The organism is Halomonas sp. (assembly GCF_034520545.1).
In the GTDB taxonomy this organism is placed as follows: domain Bacteria; phylum Pseudomonadota; class Gammaproteobacteria; order Pseudomonadales; family Halomonadaceae; genus Halomonas.
This window is the reverse complement of sequence record NZ_JAXHNN010000009.1, coordinates 227,099-245,316: the sequence shown is the minus strand read 5'-3', so window position 1 is coordinate 245,316 and position 18,218 is coordinate 227,099. Positions and strand designations below refer to the sequence as shown.

17 protein-coding genes are annotated in these 18,218 nt (G+C 66.0%); 11 read left to right on the top strand and 6 right to left on the bottom strand.

The annotated features are described in order from the left end of the window. Window positions 1–4: 4 nt before the first annotated feature. Window positions 5–2,197, bottom strand: a complete 2,193-nt coding sequence (locus tag U5L98_RS06150) for an FAD-dependent oxidoreductase (protein ID WP_322557458.1) — start codon at window positions 2,195–2,197, stop codon at window positions 5–7. A 170-nt stretch (window positions 2,198–2,367) separates the two neighbouring features. Between U5L98_RS06150 and msrA the strand changes: the two genes are divergently transcribed. After that, window positions 2,368–3,006, top strand: coding sequence for a peptide-methionine (S)-S-oxide reductase MsrA (msrA, locus tag U5L98_RS06145; RefSeq protein WP_322557457.1), 639 nt, complete (start codon window positions 2,368–2,370; stop codon window positions 3,004–3,006). Window positions 3,007–3,020: 14 nt separating this feature from the next. On the opposite strand, the gene U5L98_RS06140 is transcribed toward msrA, so the two are convergent. Then, window positions 3,021–3,638, bottom strand: coding sequence for an NlpC/P60 family protein (locus tag U5L98_RS06140; protein ID WP_322557456.1), 618 nt, complete (start codon window positions 3,636–3,638; stop codon window positions 3,021–3,023). A 216-nt stretch (window positions 3,639–3,854) separates the two neighbouring features. Next, a complete protein-coding gene (locus U5L98_RS06135) occupies window positions 3,855–6,320 on the bottom strand; it encodes a DUF1266 domain-containing protein (protein ID WP_322557455.1) in 2,466 nt (821 codons plus the stop codon). A 207-nt stretch (window positions 6,321–6,527) separates the two neighbouring features. Between U5L98_RS06135 and U5L98_RS06130 the strand changes: the two genes are divergently transcribed. From U5L98_RS06130 to U5L98_RS06120, 3 genes are all read left to right on the top strand, one after another. Further along, window positions 6,528–7,973 (top strand): NAD-dependent succinate-semialdehyde dehydrogenase, encoded by a 1,446-nt coding sequence (locus tag U5L98_RS06130; protein ID WP_322557454.1) that lies wholly within the window; start codon window positions 6,528–6,530, stop codon window positions 7,971–7,973. Window positions 7,974–8,007: 34 nt separating this feature from the next. Continuing rightward, window positions 8,008–9,306, top strand: coding sequence for a 4-aminobutyrate--2-oxoglutarate transaminase (gene gabT, locus U5L98_RS06125; protein ID WP_322557453.1), 1,299 nt, complete (start codon window positions 8,008–8,010; stop codon window positions 9,304–9,306). Window positions 9,307–9,473: 167 nt separating this feature from the next. Then, window positions 9,474–10,088 (top strand): hypothetical protein, encoded by a 615-nt coding sequence (locus tag U5L98_RS06120; protein ID WP_322557452.1) that lies wholly within the window; start codon window positions 9,474–9,476, stop codon window positions 10,086–10,088. Window positions 10,089–10,158: 70 nt separating this feature from the next. Here U5L98_RS06120 and U5L98_RS06115 read toward each other — a convergent pair whose 3' ends face one another. Together U5L98_RS06115 and U5L98_RS06110 are read right to left on the bottom strand one after the other, a co-directional pair. Beyond that, window positions 10,159–10,401 carry a GlsB/YeaQ/YmgE family stress response membrane protein gene (locus tag U5L98_RS06115; protein WP_089711523.1) on the bottom strand — a complete coding sequence of 81 codons (243 nt, stop codon included), beginning with the start codon at window positions 10,399–10,401 and terminating at the stop codon, window positions 10,159–10,161. A gap of 99 nt (window positions 10,402–10,500) precedes the next feature. Further along, a complete protein-coding gene (locus U5L98_RS06110; RefSeq protein ID WP_322557451.1) occupies window positions 10,501–11,049 on the bottom strand; it encodes a DUF924 family protein in 549 nt (182 codons plus the stop codon). Between the two features lie 87 nt (window positions 11,050–11,136). Here U5L98_RS06110 and U5L98_RS06105 point away from each other — a divergent pair, with 87 nt between their 5' ends. From U5L98_RS06105 to U5L98_RS06075, 7 genes are all read left to right on the top strand, one after another. Then, on the top strand, window positions 11,137–11,352 hold the full coding sequence (locus U5L98_RS06105; RefSeq protein ID WP_322557450.1) for a hypothetical protein: 216 nt from the start codon (window positions 11,137–11,139) through the stop codon (window positions 11,350–11,352). Window positions 11,353–11,440: 88 nt separating this feature from the next. Further along, window positions 11,441–12,832 carry a YcjX family protein gene (locus U5L98_RS06100; protein WP_322557449.1) on the top strand — a complete coding sequence of 464 codons (1,392 nt, stop codon included), beginning with the start codon at window positions 11,441–11,443 and terminating at the stop codon, window positions 12,830–12,832. Further along, on the top strand, window positions 12,829–13,899 hold the full coding sequence (locus tag U5L98_RS06095; protein ID WP_322557448.1) for a YcjF family protein: 1,071 nt from the start codon (window positions 12,829–12,831) through the stop codon (window positions 13,897–13,899). Before U5L98_RS06100 ends, U5L98_RS06095 begins: the two co-directional genes overlap by 4 nt. Before the next feature lie 80 nt (window positions 13,900–13,979). Beyond that, entirely contained in the window at window positions 13,980–14,420 is a 441-nt protein-coding gene (locus U5L98_RS06090) for a universal stress protein (RefSeq protein ID WP_322557447.1), read from the top strand. A 91-nt stretch (window positions 14,421–14,511) separates the two neighbouring features. Then, window positions 14,512–16,452, top strand: coding sequence for an exoribonuclease II (locus U5L98_RS06085; RefSeq protein ID WP_322557446.1), 1,941 nt, complete (start codon window positions 14,512–14,514; stop codon window positions 16,450–16,452). 278 nt (window positions 16,453–16,730) lie between these two features. Further along, window positions 16,731–17,009 carry a CopG family ribbon-helix-helix protein gene (locus U5L98_RS06080; RefSeq protein ID WP_322557445.1) on the top strand — a complete coding sequence of 93 codons (279 nt, stop codon included), beginning with the start codon at window positions 16,731–16,733 and terminating at the stop codon, window positions 17,007–17,009. Further along, a complete protein-coding gene (locus tag U5L98_RS06075; RefSeq protein ID WP_322557444.1) occupies window positions 16,997–17,287 on the top strand; it encodes a type II toxin-antitoxin system RelE/ParE family toxin in 291 nt (96 codons plus the stop codon). Before U5L98_RS06080 ends, U5L98_RS06075 begins: the two co-directional genes overlap by 13 nt. Before the next feature lie 66 nt (window positions 17,288–17,353). On the opposite strand, the gene U5L98_RS06070 is transcribed toward U5L98_RS06075, so the two are convergent. Then, complete coding sequence (locus U5L98_RS06070) at window positions 17,354–18,217, bottom strand: urea carboxylase-associated family protein (RefSeq protein ID WP_322557443.1); 864 nt, start codon at window positions 18,215–18,217, stop codon at window positions 17,354–17,356. Between the last annotated feature and the right edge of the window lies 1 nt (window position 18,218).

The following is an 18,218-nucleotide window of genomic DNA, read 5'->3' as shown; positions in this document are numbered from 1 at the left end:
CGTGTTATTTCCTTGTCGCGTCGCTCTCCTCGTTACCCCGCCGCCAGGCGAAGTAACGCGCCAGCCAGCTCAGTAGACGCTCTGGCTTGTGGGCATTCTTCCAGACCCCGGCCGTGGCCTTGACGGCCTCACTGCGGGTCGGATAGGGGTGGATGGTCCCCAGCAGCTTGTTGAGCCCGATGCCGCGCGTCATCGCCAGGGTGAACTCGGCGAGCATCTCCCCCGCCCCCTGGCCGACGATGGTGGCGCCGAGGATGCGGTCACGCCCGGGCACGGTCAGCACCTTCACGAAGCCACGGGTACTGCCCTCGGCAATGGCGCGATCCAGCTCGCTCAAGGCATAGCGCGTGACCTCGACCTCGGTACCCGCCTCGAGGGCTTCCCGCTCGTTGAGCCCGACTCGCGCGACCTCGGGGTCGGTAAAGGTGACCGCCGGCAGGGCACGATAGCTCACCCGGAACCGCTTGAGCTCGCCGAACAGCGCATTCACCGTGGCATGCCAGGCCTGGTGGGCGCCAGCATGAGTCAGCTGATAAGGGCCCGCAACGTCACCGCAGGCCCAGACATTGGGCAATACACTCTGCAGGGATTCATTCACGGCCAGGGTTCCGTCAGGACTTGTCTCGACCCCCAGCGCCTCTAGGCCCAGTCCCTCGACGTTGGCCTGACGCCCCACCGCCACCAGCAGGTGGGTGAAGGGCAGCCGCTCGCGCACCGCTTCTCCCTGGGCATCGTTCCGCTCGATCTCCAAAGCATAGCCACCGCCCTCCTCTGCGACCACGCGCAGTGCCTTGGTAGCAAGATGCAACGCCAGGCCTTCCTCGCCCAGCCGGGTCTCTACCTCACTGGCCACATCCCGGTCTTCGCGCGGCAGCAGCTGGGCGCCCATCTCCACAAGCGCCACCCGGCTGCCAAGCCTAGCGAAGCTCTGGCCCAGCTCGCAGCCGATGGGGCCGCCGCCCAGCACCACGAGGCGCTCGGGTAGGGTCTCGAGTCGCCAGAGGTTGTCGGAAGTCAGTACTTCGATATTCTCCAGGCCGGGCAACGACGGCATGCGTGGCCGCGCGCCGCTGGCGATGATCACATGGCGCGTGGTCAGCACCCGCTCGCCCGAGGCCTCGCGGATGCGCACTCGCCAAGGATCTTCGAGGACCGCATCCCCGGCGATCACCTCGACCCCCAGCCCTTCGTAGCGCTCGCGGCTGTCGTGAGGCTCAACCTTTTCAATGGCATGATGGACGTGGCCCATCACGGCGGCAAAGTCCACCTCGGGCTCCCCCGCGCTCACACCATAGCGCGGGGCCTCGCGGATCTCATTGGCGGTTCGCGCGGCGCGGATCAGTGCCTTGGAGGGGACACAGCCGGTGTTGAGGCAGTCCCCCCCCAGGCGGTGGCGTTCCACGAGGGCTACCCGAGCCCTCACCGCCGAGGCGATGTAGCTGGCGACCAACCCGGCCGATCCTGCACCGATCACCACGATGTCCTGGTCGAAATGGCGAGGGCGGTCGAAACGACGGGCCAACTGTCGCCGCTTGCCGATGGCCACCAGCGCACGAGCCAACCAAGGAAAGAGGCCGACCAGCACGAAGGAGCCGATCAATCCCGGGGAGAGGACCCCGGAGAGCGATTCCAGATCACCAAGTTCGCGCCCCGCGTTCACATAGACCGCCGTGCCTGGCAGCATGCCGACCTGACTGACCCAGTAGAAAGTCGACAGCCGCATGCGCGTCAGACCCATCACCAGGTTGATGACGAAGAAAGGAAAGAGCGGGATTAGTCGCAAGGTGAAGAGGTAGAAGGCCCCTTCCCGCTCGATGCCGGCATTGATACGGGCGAGTTGCTTGGCAAAACGCCGCTCCAGTGGAGCGCGTGCCAGAGTGCGGGCGATCAGCGCGGCCAGCGTGGCCCCGAGGGCGCTGGCAAAGGAGATCAGCAGCAGTCCCCAGCCGAAGCCGAACAGCGCCCCGCCAAGCAGCGTCAACAGGGTGGCTCCAGGCAGGGAGACCGCCGTAATCGCCACGTAGGCGAGGAAGAAGCCCCCGGCGACGGTCAACGGTTCGGCGGCCAGCCAGGCCTGGAAGCGGTCCTGCTCGGCCTGCAGATTGGCTAGGGTCAGGACCTCATGGGCCCCACTGAGGAAGTAGGCCACAATCAGTAGGGCGATCACGGCCGCGAGTATCAGGCGTCTTCGAGTCAAGGGAGGCTCCGGTGGTGAAACGTCAAAGGGTGGCCAGAAGGAACGAGAACACCTTTATGTCGTGATGAAGCGAAGTCCATTACAGCGACAATAATATTGAACAGGAGTTGTACGGAACCCTTGTCCGGAAATAGTCTCTAATTTATCAACCTGACCGATGGAGCCACCCCATGACCCCGCTTTCCCACCACACCCTACGCCATCTCGCGCTGCTTGCCCTGCCGGCCGCGATCGCTTTCGCTGGTACTGCCCAGGCCGATGAAGAGACCGCCAGCGCCGTCTTCGCCGGCGGCTGCTTCTGGTGCATCGAGGAAGCCTACGACAAGGTCGAGGGAGTAGAGGCCACCACCTCCGGCTACAGCGGCGGTCACACCGAGGACCCGATCTACGAGCAGGTCACGGCCGGCGGCACCGGCCATGCCGAAGTGGTCAAGGTCGACTATGACCCCGACCAAGTGGACTACGAGACCCTCTTGCATGTGTTCTGGCGCAACATCGACCCCTTCGCCGTGGACCGCCAGTTCTGCGACGCGGGCGCCTCATACCGCAGCGCCATCTTCCCCATGGGCGCGGACCAGCGCGCACTGGCCGAAGCCAGCAAGGAAACCGTTGCCGAACGCTTCGACCAGCCCATCGCCACCGAGATCAACGATTTCGAGGCCTTCTACCCGGCCGAGGCGTACCACCAGAATTACTATAACGAAAACCCGGTTCGCTATCGCTTCTACAAGTCGGCCTGTGGCCGCGTCGAGCGGCTCGAGGAGGTATGGGGAGACGAGGCAAGCGCCACTGCCGGCAGCAGCGGCTGAATAGGGATATAGGCTCAACCCTCGCCAGAGTCGCCTAGTCGCTGGGCCAGTTGGGTCGGCTCCAGGGTCCGCCTCGCCTGCCAGAAGTGGCGCTGCCAGTAACGGTTGTCGAGGTTGGAGATCATCACGCCCTGTGAAGTGGAGGCGTGCAGAAAGCGTCCGTTGCCTACATAGATGCCCACATGGCGGTAGACCCCGGGAGGACGGAAGAACACCAGGTCGCCGGGACGCAGGGCATCCGGATCAACCTGCAGGCCGGCGTGCACCTGCTCCTCGGTAGTGCGCGGCAGGTCGAAGCGGAAGGTGTCGTTGAAGACATTCTGCACCAGAGCCGAGCAGTCGACCCCACGGAAGGTACTGCCCCCCAGCCGGTAAGGCGTACCAGACCAACGCTCATGCTGGGCCAGCAGAGCCCGACGGATCAGTGTCGGCGGCGGATTGTGCAGACCTCGGGCCTCCAGGATGGGATTGTCCACGGGTGACATCATCGGGTCGGCGGAAATCCCCGGCAAATCCCGAGCAAAATATTCGCCGATGGAATCTTCCTCGATGCCGCTCGACGCAGCACAACCCGCCAACAGTGTCAGGGTCACCCCCACGACGGTGGTGCGACACACGCGTTTGTCCAGCATCCTGCGACGCCCTCATTCCCTGAGCCGCACCCGTGCCGCAGACGCCCTGCGTCCCTCGGTCCCCGGATCTTGTCGCTGTGGCAGTGCTGCCGGAAGAGCCCGGTGTCACTGCCAGAGCGGCCTGTCAACGGCTCGCTGCTGGTGAAGGCTCCCGACAGAAAGAGCCATATCATAATAAAATTGACTATAGACCTCGTTAGTTATCAAGGCGAGCCCTCAGTGGAGGGTGCGGCTGTCGCCTGGCAGCGTGTCGATGTGCAGTGGCGCCCAGTGGCGAGGTCGCGCCCCGGGAAAGTCGATGCTGGCCCAAACTCCCGCCAGTGGCGGCGCCCCTGAAAGCCAGGCTGCCAGCGCCTGGCGGAAACCCGCCAGGAAGCTCTCGCGTTCCGGGGTCTCGCCCATGAAGAACGAGAAGCCGGCATACAGGCCGCGGGCATATTCCTCCCAGCCTGCGTAGTGCTCACCGGCCAGAACATGGGCTCGCTCCAGCAGTTCGAGGAACGCCTCCTCGCCGAGCCATCCCAGCTGACGGCCGGCAATGGCCAGATCCACGGCCTGGGCGATGTCCCAGGCCGCCATGTCGACCTCGTTGCAGCCGTCCTCATTGTCCCTGACTCGCTGCAGGCGCAGCAGGTGAGCACCCTCCTCCTCGCTGCACTCGCCGCTCTGGAGGGTAGCGATCTCGGAGGCCAGCCGTCCGTGGTTGAGTGTGTAGGGCGCGTAGTTGATCTGGTACTCCTGGCGATCGCCGACCTCTATCAGATACTCGAGGAACTCGCCCAGCTCCGCCTCTCCGTGAAGGGCATAATGCCCATCTACCCAGTCGTGGATAGCCGCGCATTCACGCTCGCTCTCCGGCTGCGGCAGGCTCCAGGCCGGACTGTTGAGCGGCCCGACCAGCGCCATGGCGGTAAAGTGGGCAAGCGTCGGCCGCGGTCCCGGCTCGCGCCATGCCCCGCTGCGCCAGTCGAGCCAATGGAAGAGGCTGCCAGGGTCCTCCAGATGCCAGCGGATCTCGGCGACCATCGGTGGCTGTTCGGGTTCGGGCAACAGGCTTTCCCAGTGGGCCCAGGCCTGCAGCAGGCGACGGGCATCGGGATAGAAGCGGCACAGCGAGCCCTGCAGGGCCTCAGCCAGACCGGCCAGGCGGGTTGCGTCGAAGTCCCCGCTGTCCATGGCCATCTGCAGATGGAAGGCGAACTTCTCTGCCATATGGATGGTGGCGGCATGACGGCTTGCTTGCTTGAGGGCATCGCGGCTTGCCAGCTCGTCCGCTACCGGGTGACCGAAGGGAGTCTCGGCCGGCGGCAGGGCACCATGGGCGGCATCCGCCGCCAGCTGGTTGAGGTGGTGGGCTTGAGCCGGCAGCCAGTAACGGGACAGCGCCTCGACACCCTCGTCGGCATGCAGGTCGAGGGTCTCGACCAGATAGCCACGCGCCTCCTCGCGACGTGTGGCCGGCAGCTCCATCAGTGGGCCCTGGCGGGCGGCGAACTCGGGCTCGCGAACTGCGGCCAGCGCCAGGACCCAGTGGCGGGGATCGCCACGCCAGGCCCGCATAGCGATGCGCGAGGCTTCGAGAAGCTCCTCCGGAATCAGCCCCTGCAGGGCCGGGCGCCAAGGGCTCACCGGCGAGTGCAACAGCAGTAACCAGTCCGCCTCGAGGGAAGGCAACAGGTTGCGACCCTCGAAGAGACTCCGGCCACGCTGGTAAGCCCGTGCCAGGGCGGTCCAGTCACTGTAGCGGCGCATCGCCAGATCGGCCCCGTGGCCGGCGAAGTCTCGGGCCTCTCCCGCCTCGAGCCAGCCTAGGCAGGCACCTGCCCAGGCCAGATCGATCAGCCGCAGCCAATCCCAGGCAGCCCACTCCAATGGTTCACCCTGATCGAGGAAACCCTGTAGCACCCGGCCATAGTCCCGCTCGCCCCCCGCCAGGGCCTCACACCATTGCCGGCGCATCGCGGCATCCGCTTCGAGCAGCCTTCCGGCATCCAGGTCCCAGGCCTGACGGTCGCCCTGGGTGGCCAGCCACAGCAGGCTGTGTACCAGGTCCTCGCGGTTACGGATCTGCCAGGCCTCCTCCAGCCAGACCTCGAGTCCTTGCCAATCATGGGGGCCGGCGGGCAACTCGATGACCGGCGAGAAGGCGGCGCGCAGTCGCCAGACCTGATCCTCGGGCGCCGCCGGCCAGAGCTCGAGCAGCGTCGCATGAGTGGCCAGCCACTCCTGCAGCATGTCCCAGGTCATGCCGTCCCCGTCGTGCTCCAGGACCGAGAGGGCCTCGCAGGCATCGAGGAAGCCGTCGTCGCCGCGCACCCAACCATCGGCGCTGCGAGCATGCAGCAACGCCTGCAGCCAGGCATCGAGGCTCGCATGGTGGGCGCTGATCTCCTCGGCCAACCGCTGGGCCCAGGCCCGTGCGCGCGCTTCCCCGACCCAACCCGCGGCACCACCCAAGGCGAGGATCTCCAGGCCGGCCAGCAGCCTGGCCGGATCGACGCTGGAACCACCGGTTCCCAGGGCCTCCAGCAGGCACCAGCCCAGTTCACCGCGGTCGGCCACGCCGAGGGCCACCAGCCGCTCTTCGGCCGCCTCGGCCGGCACCGTCAGGGGATCAGGCGTGAAGGCCCAGTCACACAGCACCAGTTGCTGGGCCCACCAGGCGTTCAAGGGATCGACCAAGGCTCACCTCGCGATAAAAAACGAAACTGGAATATGCCGTGCGGCGTACCGCAGCAAGTCGGCGACATAGTGTAGCGGAAAGCATTGCCGGCGCCGATGGCCGAGTGGCCCCGGGCCGAGAAAAACGAGTGAAACCGGGGCTTGGCGGCTTGTTTTAAATAATGCACACTCGTCCAACAAGATGATCAACCCCGACGAGGAATCCCCATGTCCGCGGACCCCCAGCTGCTGATCGACAAGGCCTATGTGGCCGGCCAATGGCGCGATGACACGCGCCGCTTCGCCGTGACCAATCCCGCTAACGGCGAGGTCCTGGCCGAGGTCCCCGACCTCGGTGCCGAGGATGCCCGCGAGGCAGTAGCCGCCGCGGCAGAGGCCTGGCCGGCCTGGCGCCGCCGCACCGCCAAGGAGCGCGCCGGTCTACTGCGTGCCTGGTTCGACGCCATCATGGCTAACCAGGAAGCCCTGGCGCGACTGATGACCCTGGAACAGGGCAAACCGCTGGCCGAGTCCCGCGGCGAGGTAGCCTACGGGGCCTCCTTCGTGGAGTACTACGCCGAGGAGGCCAAGCGCGTCGCCGGGGAGACTCTGCCCAGCCACGGCGTGGACAAGCGCATCCTGGTGTTCCGCGAGCCGATCGGCGTGGTGGCGGCTATCACCCCCTGGAATTTTCCGCTGGCGATGATCACCCGCAAGTGCGCCCCGGCCCTGGCCGCCGGCTGTCCGGTGGTGATCAAGCCCGCCGAAGCCACCCCGCTCACTGCCCTGGCCCTGGTGAAGCTCGCCGAGGAGGTCGGCTTCCCTGCCGGGGTGATCAACGTCGTCACCGCCTCCCGTCCGGCCGAGATCGGCGAGGTGCTGACCACCGATCCGCAGGTGCGCAAGATCTCCTTCACCGGTTCCACCCCCGTGGGCAAGAAGCTACTGACTCAATGCGCCGGCACCGTCAAGAAGGCCTCCATGGAGTTGGGTGGCAACGCGCCCTTCATCGTCTTCGATGATGCCGATCTGGATGCCGCCGTCGAAGGGGCGGTGGCCTCCAAGTACCGCAACTCTGGCCAGACCTGCGTCTGCACCAACCGCCTGCTGGTTCAGGCCGGTGTCTACGAGGCCTTCCTCGAGAAGCTGGCCACCCGCGTCGCCCAGCTCGAGGTCGGCAACGGCCTCGACGAGGGCGTGGTCCAGGGCCCCTTGATCAACCAGGCCGCCGTGGAGAAGGTCGAATCGCATATCGCCGATGCCCTGGAAAAGGGTGGCAGGCTGGTCTGCGGCGGCAAGCCCCATGCGCTGGGTGGCACCTTCTTCCAGCCGACGATCATTGCCGATGTGACCCCCAGGATGAAGGTCTCCACCGAGGAGACATTCGGCCCCCTGGCGCCGGTATTCCGCTTCGAGACCGAGGAAGAGGCCATCGCCATGGCCAACGCCACCGAATTCGGCCTCGCCGCCTACTTCTATGCCCGTGACTATCGCCGTATCTGGCATGTCATGGAGGGGCTGGAATATGGCATGGTGGCGGTGAACGAAGGCATTCTCTCTACCGAGCTGGCGCCCTTCGGTGGCGTCAAGGAGTCAGGGCTGGGACGCGAAGGGTCGCGCCACGGCCTGGATGAGTACACTGAACTAAAATACGTCTGTGTTGGCGGCCTCTGATCGCCCGCAACGTCTCAACAAGGAGGCAAGATCCATGAACAATGCACAGCTCAATGAACTCAAGCAGCGCTACGTCGCCAGTGGCGCCGCGAGCCCGGCCACTCAGTTTGCCGACCGCGCCGAGAACGCCCTGGTGTGGGACGCCGACGGCAATCGCCTCATCGATTTTGCCGGCGGCATCGGCGTGCTAAACATCGGTCACCGCCATCCCAAGGTGGTCCAGGCGGTCAAGGATCAGCTCGACAAGGTGATGCACACCTGCCAGACCGTGATGCCCTATGAAGGCTATGTGAAGGTGGCCGAGAAGCTCAGCCAGGTCACCCCGGTGCGCGGCCACGCCAAGGTGATGCTGGCCAACTCCGGGGCCGAGGCGCTGGAGAACGCCGTCAAGGTCGCCCGTGCCGCCACCGGCAAGAACAACGTGATCTGTTTCGACGGCGGCTACCACGGCCGAACCTTCATGACCATGGCCATGAACGGCAAGGTCGCGCCCTACGCCACCGACTTCGGCTCCATGCCGGGTAACGTCTTTCGTGCCCCCTACCCGGTGCCCTACCACGGGGTCAGCGAGGACGAGGCCCTGCGCGGCCTAAAGATGGCGCTCAAGACCGATGCCAACCCCAAGGATACCGCCGCGATCGTGCTCGAGCCGATCCTCGGTGAAGGCGGCTTCTATCCGGCACCGCCCAGCTTCCTCAAGGCGATCCGCGAGATCTGCGACGAGCACGGCATGCTGATGATCATCGATGAGGTACAGTCCGGCTTCGGGCGTACCGGCAAGCTGTTCGCCATCGAGCACAGCGGCGTCGAGCCGGACATCATCACCATGGCCAAGAGCATGGCCGACGGCATGCCGATCTCTGCCGTCGTGGGCACCGACAAGCACATGGACGCCTCCGGCGCCAACTCCCTGGGCGGCACCTACACCGGCAGCCCGGTCTCCTGCGCCGCCACCCTGGCCGTACTGGAGGTCTTCGAGCAGGAGAACATCCTCGAGAAGAGCCAGGCGCTCGGCGACAAGCTGGCCAAGCGCTTCGAGCAGTGGCAGCAGGCGTTCAACTGCGTCGACAATGGCCGCAACATGGGGGCCATGGCGGCCGTCGACCTGGTCTCCGACAAGGCCAACCACACCCCGGACGCCGACCTGGCCGGCGCACTGTGCAAGAAGGCCCGCGAGAAGGGGCTGATCCTGCTCTCCTGCGGCCTGTACGGCAACACCATCCGCTTCCTGATGCCGGTCACCATCGAGGATGAGATCCTCGAGGAAGGGCTCGCCATCATTGAGGAGTCCCTCAAGGAGCTGGTGGGCAACAAGAGCGCAGCCACCGCCTGATAGGGCTCGACCGGAAGACGATGCAGGACCCACCGCCCGGCTGTCTTCAGCCGGGCGGTTCGCGTTGGCGACCCGGAGCCGTTGACGCCATGAGGCCGATTCCCTGCTATGGTCCTCGCCTGGCAACTCGGTCCTTCGCTCTCCCGTTCGCATATCGGAATGGCATCATGATCCTTCGCACCCTCTCCCTACTGCGTTCCCTGCAGGGCGCTCATCACACGATAAGCGATGCCCAGGCCCGGATTCAGCAGGCATGTGACTACCGCTGGCTACGACGCCAGATGGGCCACGGGGTAATCGACAGCCGACGGGCCTCGATGCCCGACGGGACCCCTGCCGTCTCGGTGGTGCTGCCCTACGTGGCCACCCCCGGGCGGAGTCGCGGAGGCCGCTGGCCGGAGGACCCCGACGAGCGAGAACGTTGCTTCGTGGAGGGAGCCCACGCTTGTCGGGCCGCCGGCGCTCCGGGCTACCGCAAGCTGGAGAGCCTCTCCCAGGGGCTCGCGCAAGGCGGCATGGCGGTGCTCAAGGACGCGGCGCGCTTTCAGTACCTGCTCGACCAGCAAGCCCTGCGGCTTGCCTGGCGGCGTCCAGGCACTCTGCCGTCCGACCTCGCTCGACAGCTCGGCCACTGCCTGCCCGAAGGCGATGCCGAGCGCCACGGCCTCTTCCTATTGACCGTCAAGGTACCCACCTCGCCTCCCGAGGGCAGGCCGAACGGCGCCTGGCTGGACGGCTGTCTGGATCGCTACCGGCGCATCCTGCCAACTCCCCAGGGCTGAGGCCACACGCTAAACCGCCCGGGCTGTCGTCAACTGGGCGGGCATTTCGCGGTTAGATCGGACTCTTGCCTCAGGCCTTCTTGACCTTGGCAATCACCCACAGCAAAACGACGGCCCCAACGATGGCGGTGACCAGCGAGCCGACAAAGCCACCTGACTGCAATCCCAGCAGGCTGAACAGGAAGCCGCCGATGACGGCCCCCACGACGCCGACACCGATATTGCCGAGAATGCCGAAGCCGCCGCCGCGCATGATATGGCCGGCGATCCAGCCCGCCAGGCCACCGATGATCAACCAGGCAATGATTCCCATGCTATACGTTCCTTTTCATTGGTGAAGAAGTGAAGGGGTTGTGAGCACCACGATGGTGCCTTGCCAGACGCCGAGAGACCAGGCGCCAAGAGAAAAGCCTCAGAAGGAGGAACCGGGCTGCGCTAGAAAGGCCCGCTCCTCGCGAGTGGAGTCCCGTCCCAGTGCGGCATTGCGATGGGGGTAGCGGCCGAAGCGCTCGATCACCTCACGGTGACGCTGCTCGTGGCGCAGGTTCTCCTCAAGCCCCGGCTGGGCGAACAGGCGCATCGCCTCATCATGGATCGCCAACGATTCGCTGTGCATGTAGGGCATGAACAGGAAGGCGCGCCACGGCACCTCCAGCAGCCTGTCCGCTCGCTGGGCGACCGCCTCCTGGGCCAGCACCAGGGCCATCGGATCCCAGGCAAAGGCATGGGATGTCCCCCGATGGATATTGCGTGAAAACTGGTCGAGCACGATCACCTCGGCCAGACGGCCGCGGGCACACACCCGCCACTGCCAGAGCTCGCCGCGTCCCGCGGCCTCATGCCAGTCACCGAAACGCCGCGCGATTTCGGCATCCAGTGCCGGATCCTTGCAAAACCACTGGGCGGGAGTGAGTTCCTTGAACCAGAAATCGATCACCGCCTGCGGGTGCCGCTCTTCCATGATGGCCTCCTCATCGTCCCGGGCTGGAGCTGATACCATCAGAGGTTAGCCGCCTCATGCCCCCTGTCCACCACCGAAGGAAGCTCCATGATACCTTACGCCCTGCTGCAGATGTCGGGTTACGTCTTCAATATTCTCGGCCTGCTGGTCTGCATTGGCGGTCTGACCCTGGCCCGCCGCCCTGAGCGTCGCCTACTGGGCGGCAGCCTGGCGGTACTGGGGTTCCTGATCGCCGCGTCCCCGGTGCTGGTACAACTCCTCGGACTGGTCGAACCCGTGCCGGTGAGTGCCTTACCACGCTAGGAGCAGCGCCGCTTCATGACCCTGCGCCTTGTCAGTCGCGTGCTCGACCCGCACATTAGCTCAGCTTACGTCCCCGCAAGGATGCCCCATGCGCCCCCTGTCCCGTGAACTCCAAGACCTGCTCGAGCGCGGCCGCGACCGCCAGCTGCGCCTGGCGGTGACCGGCCTGTCGCGCTCGGGCAAGACGGCCTTTATCACCTCATTGGTCAACCAGCTACGCCATGCCGGGCTTGAGGCACGGCTTGACCTGCTGCCGGCCGCTCGCGAGGGGCGGCTGCTCGGTGCCCGGCGGGTCCAGCAGCAGGACCTCGGCGTGCCGCGCTTCCCCTACGACCAGGCGATGCTGGCGCTGGACAACCAGCCACCCCGCTGGCCCGAGCCGACCCGCGGCATCAGCGAGCTGCGCCTGGCGATCCGCTACCGGCCGGCCAGGCCGGGCCTGCTTGGTGGTGAGACACGCCAGCTGACCCTGGACCTGTTCGACTACCCCGGGGAGTGGCTGCTCGACCTGCCGCTGCTGGACCATGACTACCTGAGCTGGAGCCGGACCCAGAGGCATGACGCTGACGGCGAGCGTGCCGCCCTGTTCGCCGACTGGCACCAGGCGGTGGCCGACCTCGACCCGGCCGAGGAAGTCGACGAGGCGCGTCTGGCTGAGATCGCTGAGCTGTACGCAAAGGGACTGCGGGCCGCGCGAGAAGCCGGCTTCGCCGACTTGCAGCCGGGACGCTTCCTGCTGCCGGGAGAGCTCGAGGGGGCACCGGTGCTGCAGTTCTTTCCCCTGCCGGGGATCACCGAGGGCGACCGAGCCGAGCTTGCCGCCCTGCCGTCCGAGAGCCTCTACGCCACCCTCGCCCGACGTTTTCGCCACTACCAGCAGCACATCGTCAAGCCCTTCTATCGCGAGCACTTCCGTCGCTTCGATCGCCAGATCGTGCTGGTCGACGTGCTAGGGGCTCTCAACGCCGGCCCCGAGCGCTTCGAGGATCTCTCCTGCGCCCTGTCGGCCCTGATGCAGAGCTTCGACTACGGCAAGCGCAGCCTGCTGACGCGGCTGTTCGCCCCACGCATCGACCGCCTGGCCATCGCCGCCACCAAGGCCGATCATGTCACCCCCGAGCAGCACGGTCGCCTGGTCGCCCTGCTCGAGGCCCTGCTCGCCGAGCCGTTGAAGGACCTGCGCTTCGCCGACGTGCCGGTTCGCGCCCTGTCACTAGCAGCGATCCGTGCCACCGAGAGCCGCGAGGTGAATCAGCAGGGGCGACGCTCCCCGGCCCTGCGCGGCACCACCCTGGCCGGCGAGTCGCTGCTGCTGTTTCCCGGCGAGGTCCCCGACCGGCTCCCGGGGGCGGACTTCTGGTCCCGCCAAGGCTTCGACTTCACGGTCTTTCGCCCCCTGCCCCGCGACAATGGGGCACCGCTGCCCCATATCCGCATGGACGCCGCCCTGGAGTGGCTGATCGGAGACAAGCTGTCATGACCTCTTCCCGCGAACAGGAACCGCGCCCGGGCGAGCGCTTTATTCTTGACGACACGTCCCCCGGAGACGCCGAGGCCCAGGACCCCCGCCCCGGACAACACTACGCTGCCGGGCACTCGAGCCAGCCCCTCGCCGACCCACAGGCCGATACGACCCCCGGCGAACAGGCACTTGAGCATGGCCTGATGCGCCCGCGCCGCCGCCGCTGGGGGCTGCTCATCCTGCTTGGCGGTACCCTGGGCATGGGGGTGTTGGAGGCCGGACGAACCCTGCAGGCCGCGAGCCTCGGCGGCGACTGGCTGGCCGGCGGCTGGAGTCTGCTGCTGCTGCTGGCCCTGGGGCTCGGCGGTTCGGCCCTGCTGCGCGAACTCTGGCGCCTGCGCCGTCTGACCCGCCACGCCCGATTGCGCGAACGCCTCGCTGCCCTGCCCGAGGCCACCCCGAGCCAGGCACTATCGCTTGCCGGCCAGCTGCGCCGCGACCTCGACCTGGACGAGGACCATCCCCACTGGCAGTCCTTCCTGGCTGCCCATGAGCCGCACCACGACGGGCGTGACACCCGGGCGCTGCTCACCCATCACCTGCTCGCCCCTCGCGATCGGGAGGCTCGCCGGCTGATCTCGCGGATGTCCGGCGAGACGGCGGTGATGGTGGCGGTGAGCCCCCTGACCCTGGTCGACATGGCGCTGGTCGCCTGGCGCCATCTGGCGATGGTCGATCGCCTGTGCCGGCTCTATGGACTGGAACTGGGCTATGCGGCCCGTCTGCGGCTGCTGCGCAGCGTGCTCTACCAGATGGCGTTCGCCGGGGCCAGCGAGATCGCCAGCGAGGCGAGCATGCAGATGCTGTCGATGGATCTGGCCGGCAAGCTCTCGACCCGAGCCGCCCAGGGCCTCGGCGTCGGCCTGCTGGGCGCGCGCCTGGGACTGCGCACTCAACGCCTGGCCCGGCCGCTGGATTTCGCCGCAGGTGAGGCACCCCGCATGGCCGACTTGCGCCGCGACCTCTGGCAGCAACTGCGCCGCCTGGAGGCCGCCGAAGAAAAGGCGAAGACGCGCCATCCTTGATCAGGATCATGACAAAGCCAGAGCGAATCACTAGGCTCCTCGGTAGGTACCCACGCCCTCATCTCTGAAGGAGGCCCACCATGTACCATTCCATTCTGGTTCCCGTCGACGGATCCGAAACTGCCAAGAAGGCGCTCTCCGTGGCCTGCCAGCTGGCCCGGCAGGAAAACGCGATCCTGCACCTGCTGCACATTCCGGAGGAGCTCGCCCACGAGACCACCCTGGTCTGGGGCATCGGCGCCATCGCCGTCGAGGCCTCGCGAGAGGAGCGCGAGGCGGCCGGCAAGCAGGTCGTGGATCGCGCCGAGGAAGCAGCCCGAGAACTCGGTGCCACCAACGTAGAGACGATGATCCGCCAGGGTGATCCGGCCCGAACCATCGTCAGCGAGGCCCGCCGCTGCGAGATCGATGCTATCGTCATGGGCAGCCGAGGCCTGAGCGATCTCAAGGGACTGGTCGTGGGCAGCGTCTCCCACAAGGTCAGCCACACCGCCGACTGCACCGTGATTACCGTGCACTGAGATGCCTACGGGCCGCCTTCTCGGCACAACGTTTGGCGCCGGGGTCACGAATCCGTATAGTAACCCTCTTACCCGCCAACCGATCGTGACCATGCTGCAGAACAACTCGGCGCTTGCCCAACTCAAGCAACAGATCCGCTCGAACACCCCTCGCGTCGAGGGCGTGATCAAGGCCACCGACAGAGGCTTCGGCTTTCTCGAGACCGACGACGGTGAGTCCTATTTCGTGCCGCCCCCCGCCATGAAACTGGTGCTGCATGGCGACCGCGTCGAGGCCGTCGTCCACGAGGAGGGCGACAAGAAATCCGTGGAGCCGGAGAAACTGCTCGAGACCGGCATGGAGCGCTTCATCGCGCGCGTCCAGAAGCGCGAGGGACGTCTCGCCGTGGTGCCCGACCACCCGGTAATGAAGAATGTGCTCAAGGCGCGCATCAAGCGCAGCCTGGACGAGGACAGCATAGCCGACGGCGACTGGGTCGTGGCTCGCCTGGTGCGCCACCCCCTCAAGCCCGACGATCGCGCCTTCTTCACCCAGATCGACGAGCTGGTGGCCAAGACCGACGACCCAGCCGTGCCATGGCGCGTGACCCTGGCCCGCCATGCACTGGAGCAGGAGTGCCCGGACGCCGGTGACGACTGGCCGTTACTCGACGAGGGCCTCGAGCGCGAAGACCTGACCGCCGAGCCCTTCTTCACCATCGATGGCGAGAAGACCCGCGACATGGATGATGCCCTGCGCATCCGCTCCCGCGAGGATGGTGGCTGGTCGCTGACCGTGGCCATCGCGGATCCCACCGCCTATGTAGAGGAGGGACATGCCGCAGACCTGGAGGCCCGCACCCGCGCCTTCACCGTCTACCTGCCGGGCCAGAACGTCACCATGCTGCCCGAGCAGCTGGCCGATGACCTCTGCTCACTGTGGGAGGGCAAGGATCGCCCGGTACTGGCCTGCACTCTCGAGGTCGGCGCCGATGGCAGTCTCGGCGACTACCGCTTCTTCGCCGCCACCGCGCGCTCCCATGCCAAGCTCGCCTACGACTGGGTCTCCGACTGGCTAGAGGGTAAGGGTGACTGGGCGCCGGCCGAAGAAATCGGCGAGCAGCTCAAGGCCCTAGAGGCGATGACCGAGGCGCGCAGCGCCTGGCGTGCGGCCCACGCCCTGGTCTTCAAGGACCGTCCCGACTTCGTCTTCGACCTGGACGAGGCCGGTAACGTGCTGGACATACGCACCGAACATCGGCGCATCGCCAACCGCATGATCGAGGAGTCGATGATCGCCGCCAACGCCTGCTGCGCGCACCTGCTCGCCGAGCACGTCGGCCACGGCATCTTCAACGTCCACCGCGCCTTCGAGCCGGAGAAGGCCGAGGCGGCCCAGGAATTCCTGGCCGGCCAGGACATTCAGGTGGAGCGCGAGCAGCTTACCGAGCTGCCCCGCTACACCGAGCTCAAGCGCGAGCTCGAGGGCCGCGACGACGCCTGGCTGGATGCCCGCCTGCGCCGCTTCCAGGGCTTCACCAGCATGTCCGCACAGCCCGGTCCGCACTTCGGCCTGGGGCTGACCGCCTACGCCACCTGGACCTCGCCGATCCGCAAGTACGGCGACATGGTCAACCACCGTTTGATCAAGCGTGTCCTCAAGGGCGAGCAGGCCCCGGCCGAAGCCAGCCAGCAGCTCACCGAGCAGCTCACCGAACGCCGCCGGCTGAACCGCATGGCCGAGCGCGACGTCAAGGACTGGCTCTACGTGCGCTACCTGACCCCCGCTGCCGAGGCACAGCAGACCTTCGAGGCCGAGATCGTCAACGTCAACCGTGGCGGCATGCGAGTGCGCCTGACCGCCAACGGCGCCACAGCCTTCATCCCTGCTCCGCTGATGCACAGTGACCGCAACAAGGTAGCGATCGATGACAAGGAGGGGCGCATCCAGATCGAGGGCGAAGAGCGCTTCAAGCTCGGCGACGTCATCCATGTGGCGCTGACCGAAGCCCGCGAGGAGACCCGCTCGCTGGTGGGCCGCCCGGTAGATTGAGCCAGCGGCAACGACAGGCAGCACAGGACGGCGACTCTCGGGTCGCCGTCTTGCGTTACGGCTGTCGCACAATTGTCACATGGCCGTCCGGCCGAATCTGCGGACGAGCCTACTGGTACCCGGTGCCGATGATGGCATTCCTGTGCTGGAATCTCGAAATGGGCGTGGCTGGCAGACGGTTAGCGACCTGAAGTCGAGGCATACCGCGTCAGTCTCGACAGCCAGGCTGGAACGGCTTAGAGTAGCAACAGGTATTACCTCTATCCACGGAGGCCGGCATGGCGACACCTACATCGATCAAACTAGACGACGACCTGAAAGGACGGGTTCAGCAACTGGCCGATACTCGCCAACGCTCGGCACATTGGCTCATGCGCGAGGCCATCGAGCAGTATGTTGAACGGGAAGAGAGGCGAGAAGCGTTCAAACGAGACACACTCAAGGCCTGGGAGGATTACCAGGCTACCGGCATGCACGTTACCGCCGACGAAGTAAGGCAGTGGCTGGCCAGCTGGGGAACGGATGAAGAGCTACCTGCGCCGATATGCCACAAGTAATCTTCTCGCGCTCAGCGATTCGAGATCTGGCGCGGTTGCGGGAGTTTGTACGGCCTAATAACCCATCAGCGTCCGAGCGTGCTGCTAACGCCATCATCCAAGGTGTCCAGAAACTCGGAGAATTGCCACACATCGGTCGTCCGATAGACGATCTGCCCGAGAAATACCGGGAACTGCTGATTGAATTCGGTGAAAGCGGCTATATCGCCCGGTATCGCATCGATGGCAATACCTTGGTCGTATTGGCTATCCGTCACCAAAAGGAAGCCGGCTTCTAACGGCACCAAACAGATCTCCCAGCCATGCTTCTCAGTAGCATCGCAGGTCTGCATATAAACCGGGCATCATAACCGCCGGCGCTTCTCCGCCGCCCAGTCGATGGCGGGACCGCGCAGCCCATGCCCACCCCGGTAAGGCGCATACTCGGGTGATTCCCAGCCAGCCAGCAGCTCCGGTGCTGGCTGGAAGACCTCGACGCCGATGGGATGGCAAGTTTCAAGAGGATCGCGGGCGTCGGGGCCCCAGAGGTCGAACGATAGATCGCCACCCGGACAGCACGAGAGCGCGCACAGGAGATCGATCTCGGCAAAGAACTCGATATGATCGCCCTCCCTCGCCGGGCAAGCCTTCATGAAGTACTGGTCATCGTCGTTGAGACCGGTGCACTGGAAGACGTTGAGCACGTCATGCACGTCGAACTCGGTGAGGCCGAAGGGTGCCACCGCTCGCACCAGGTTGGAGTGGCAGTGATGATCGAAGTCCTCACCGGTCAAGAGCTTGTTGACGTAGGGATCACAGCGGGTCCCCAGCAGGTCATGCACTCGCCCGCCCTCTTCGTCCACACCATAGCCGCCCAGGGTATCGGCGATGATCGTCGCCATGGGCCGAAGATAGGGCAGCGTCGACCAGAGGCGATCGAAGGTCGACACATGGGCCCGCTGCAGCTGACGCGTCCGCGACGCCCAGAAGCGCTCACGCGGGTTATGCAAGCTCCAAAGGTTCAAGTCACCGACCTGAGGGCCTTCGAGGGTCGACAACCGCAGCACATGCCCGGCAGGCACCCGCCACGCCAACCCCTCGCGGATCGGCACGGTGAGCGCCTCGACACGGGTGCGCCCGCCCGGCTCGGCCAAGCGCGCATAGAAGTCGCGGTCTACGTCGAGGATTGACCCCCGGGTGGCTTGATAGGCGGCGGGAACCTTGGACATG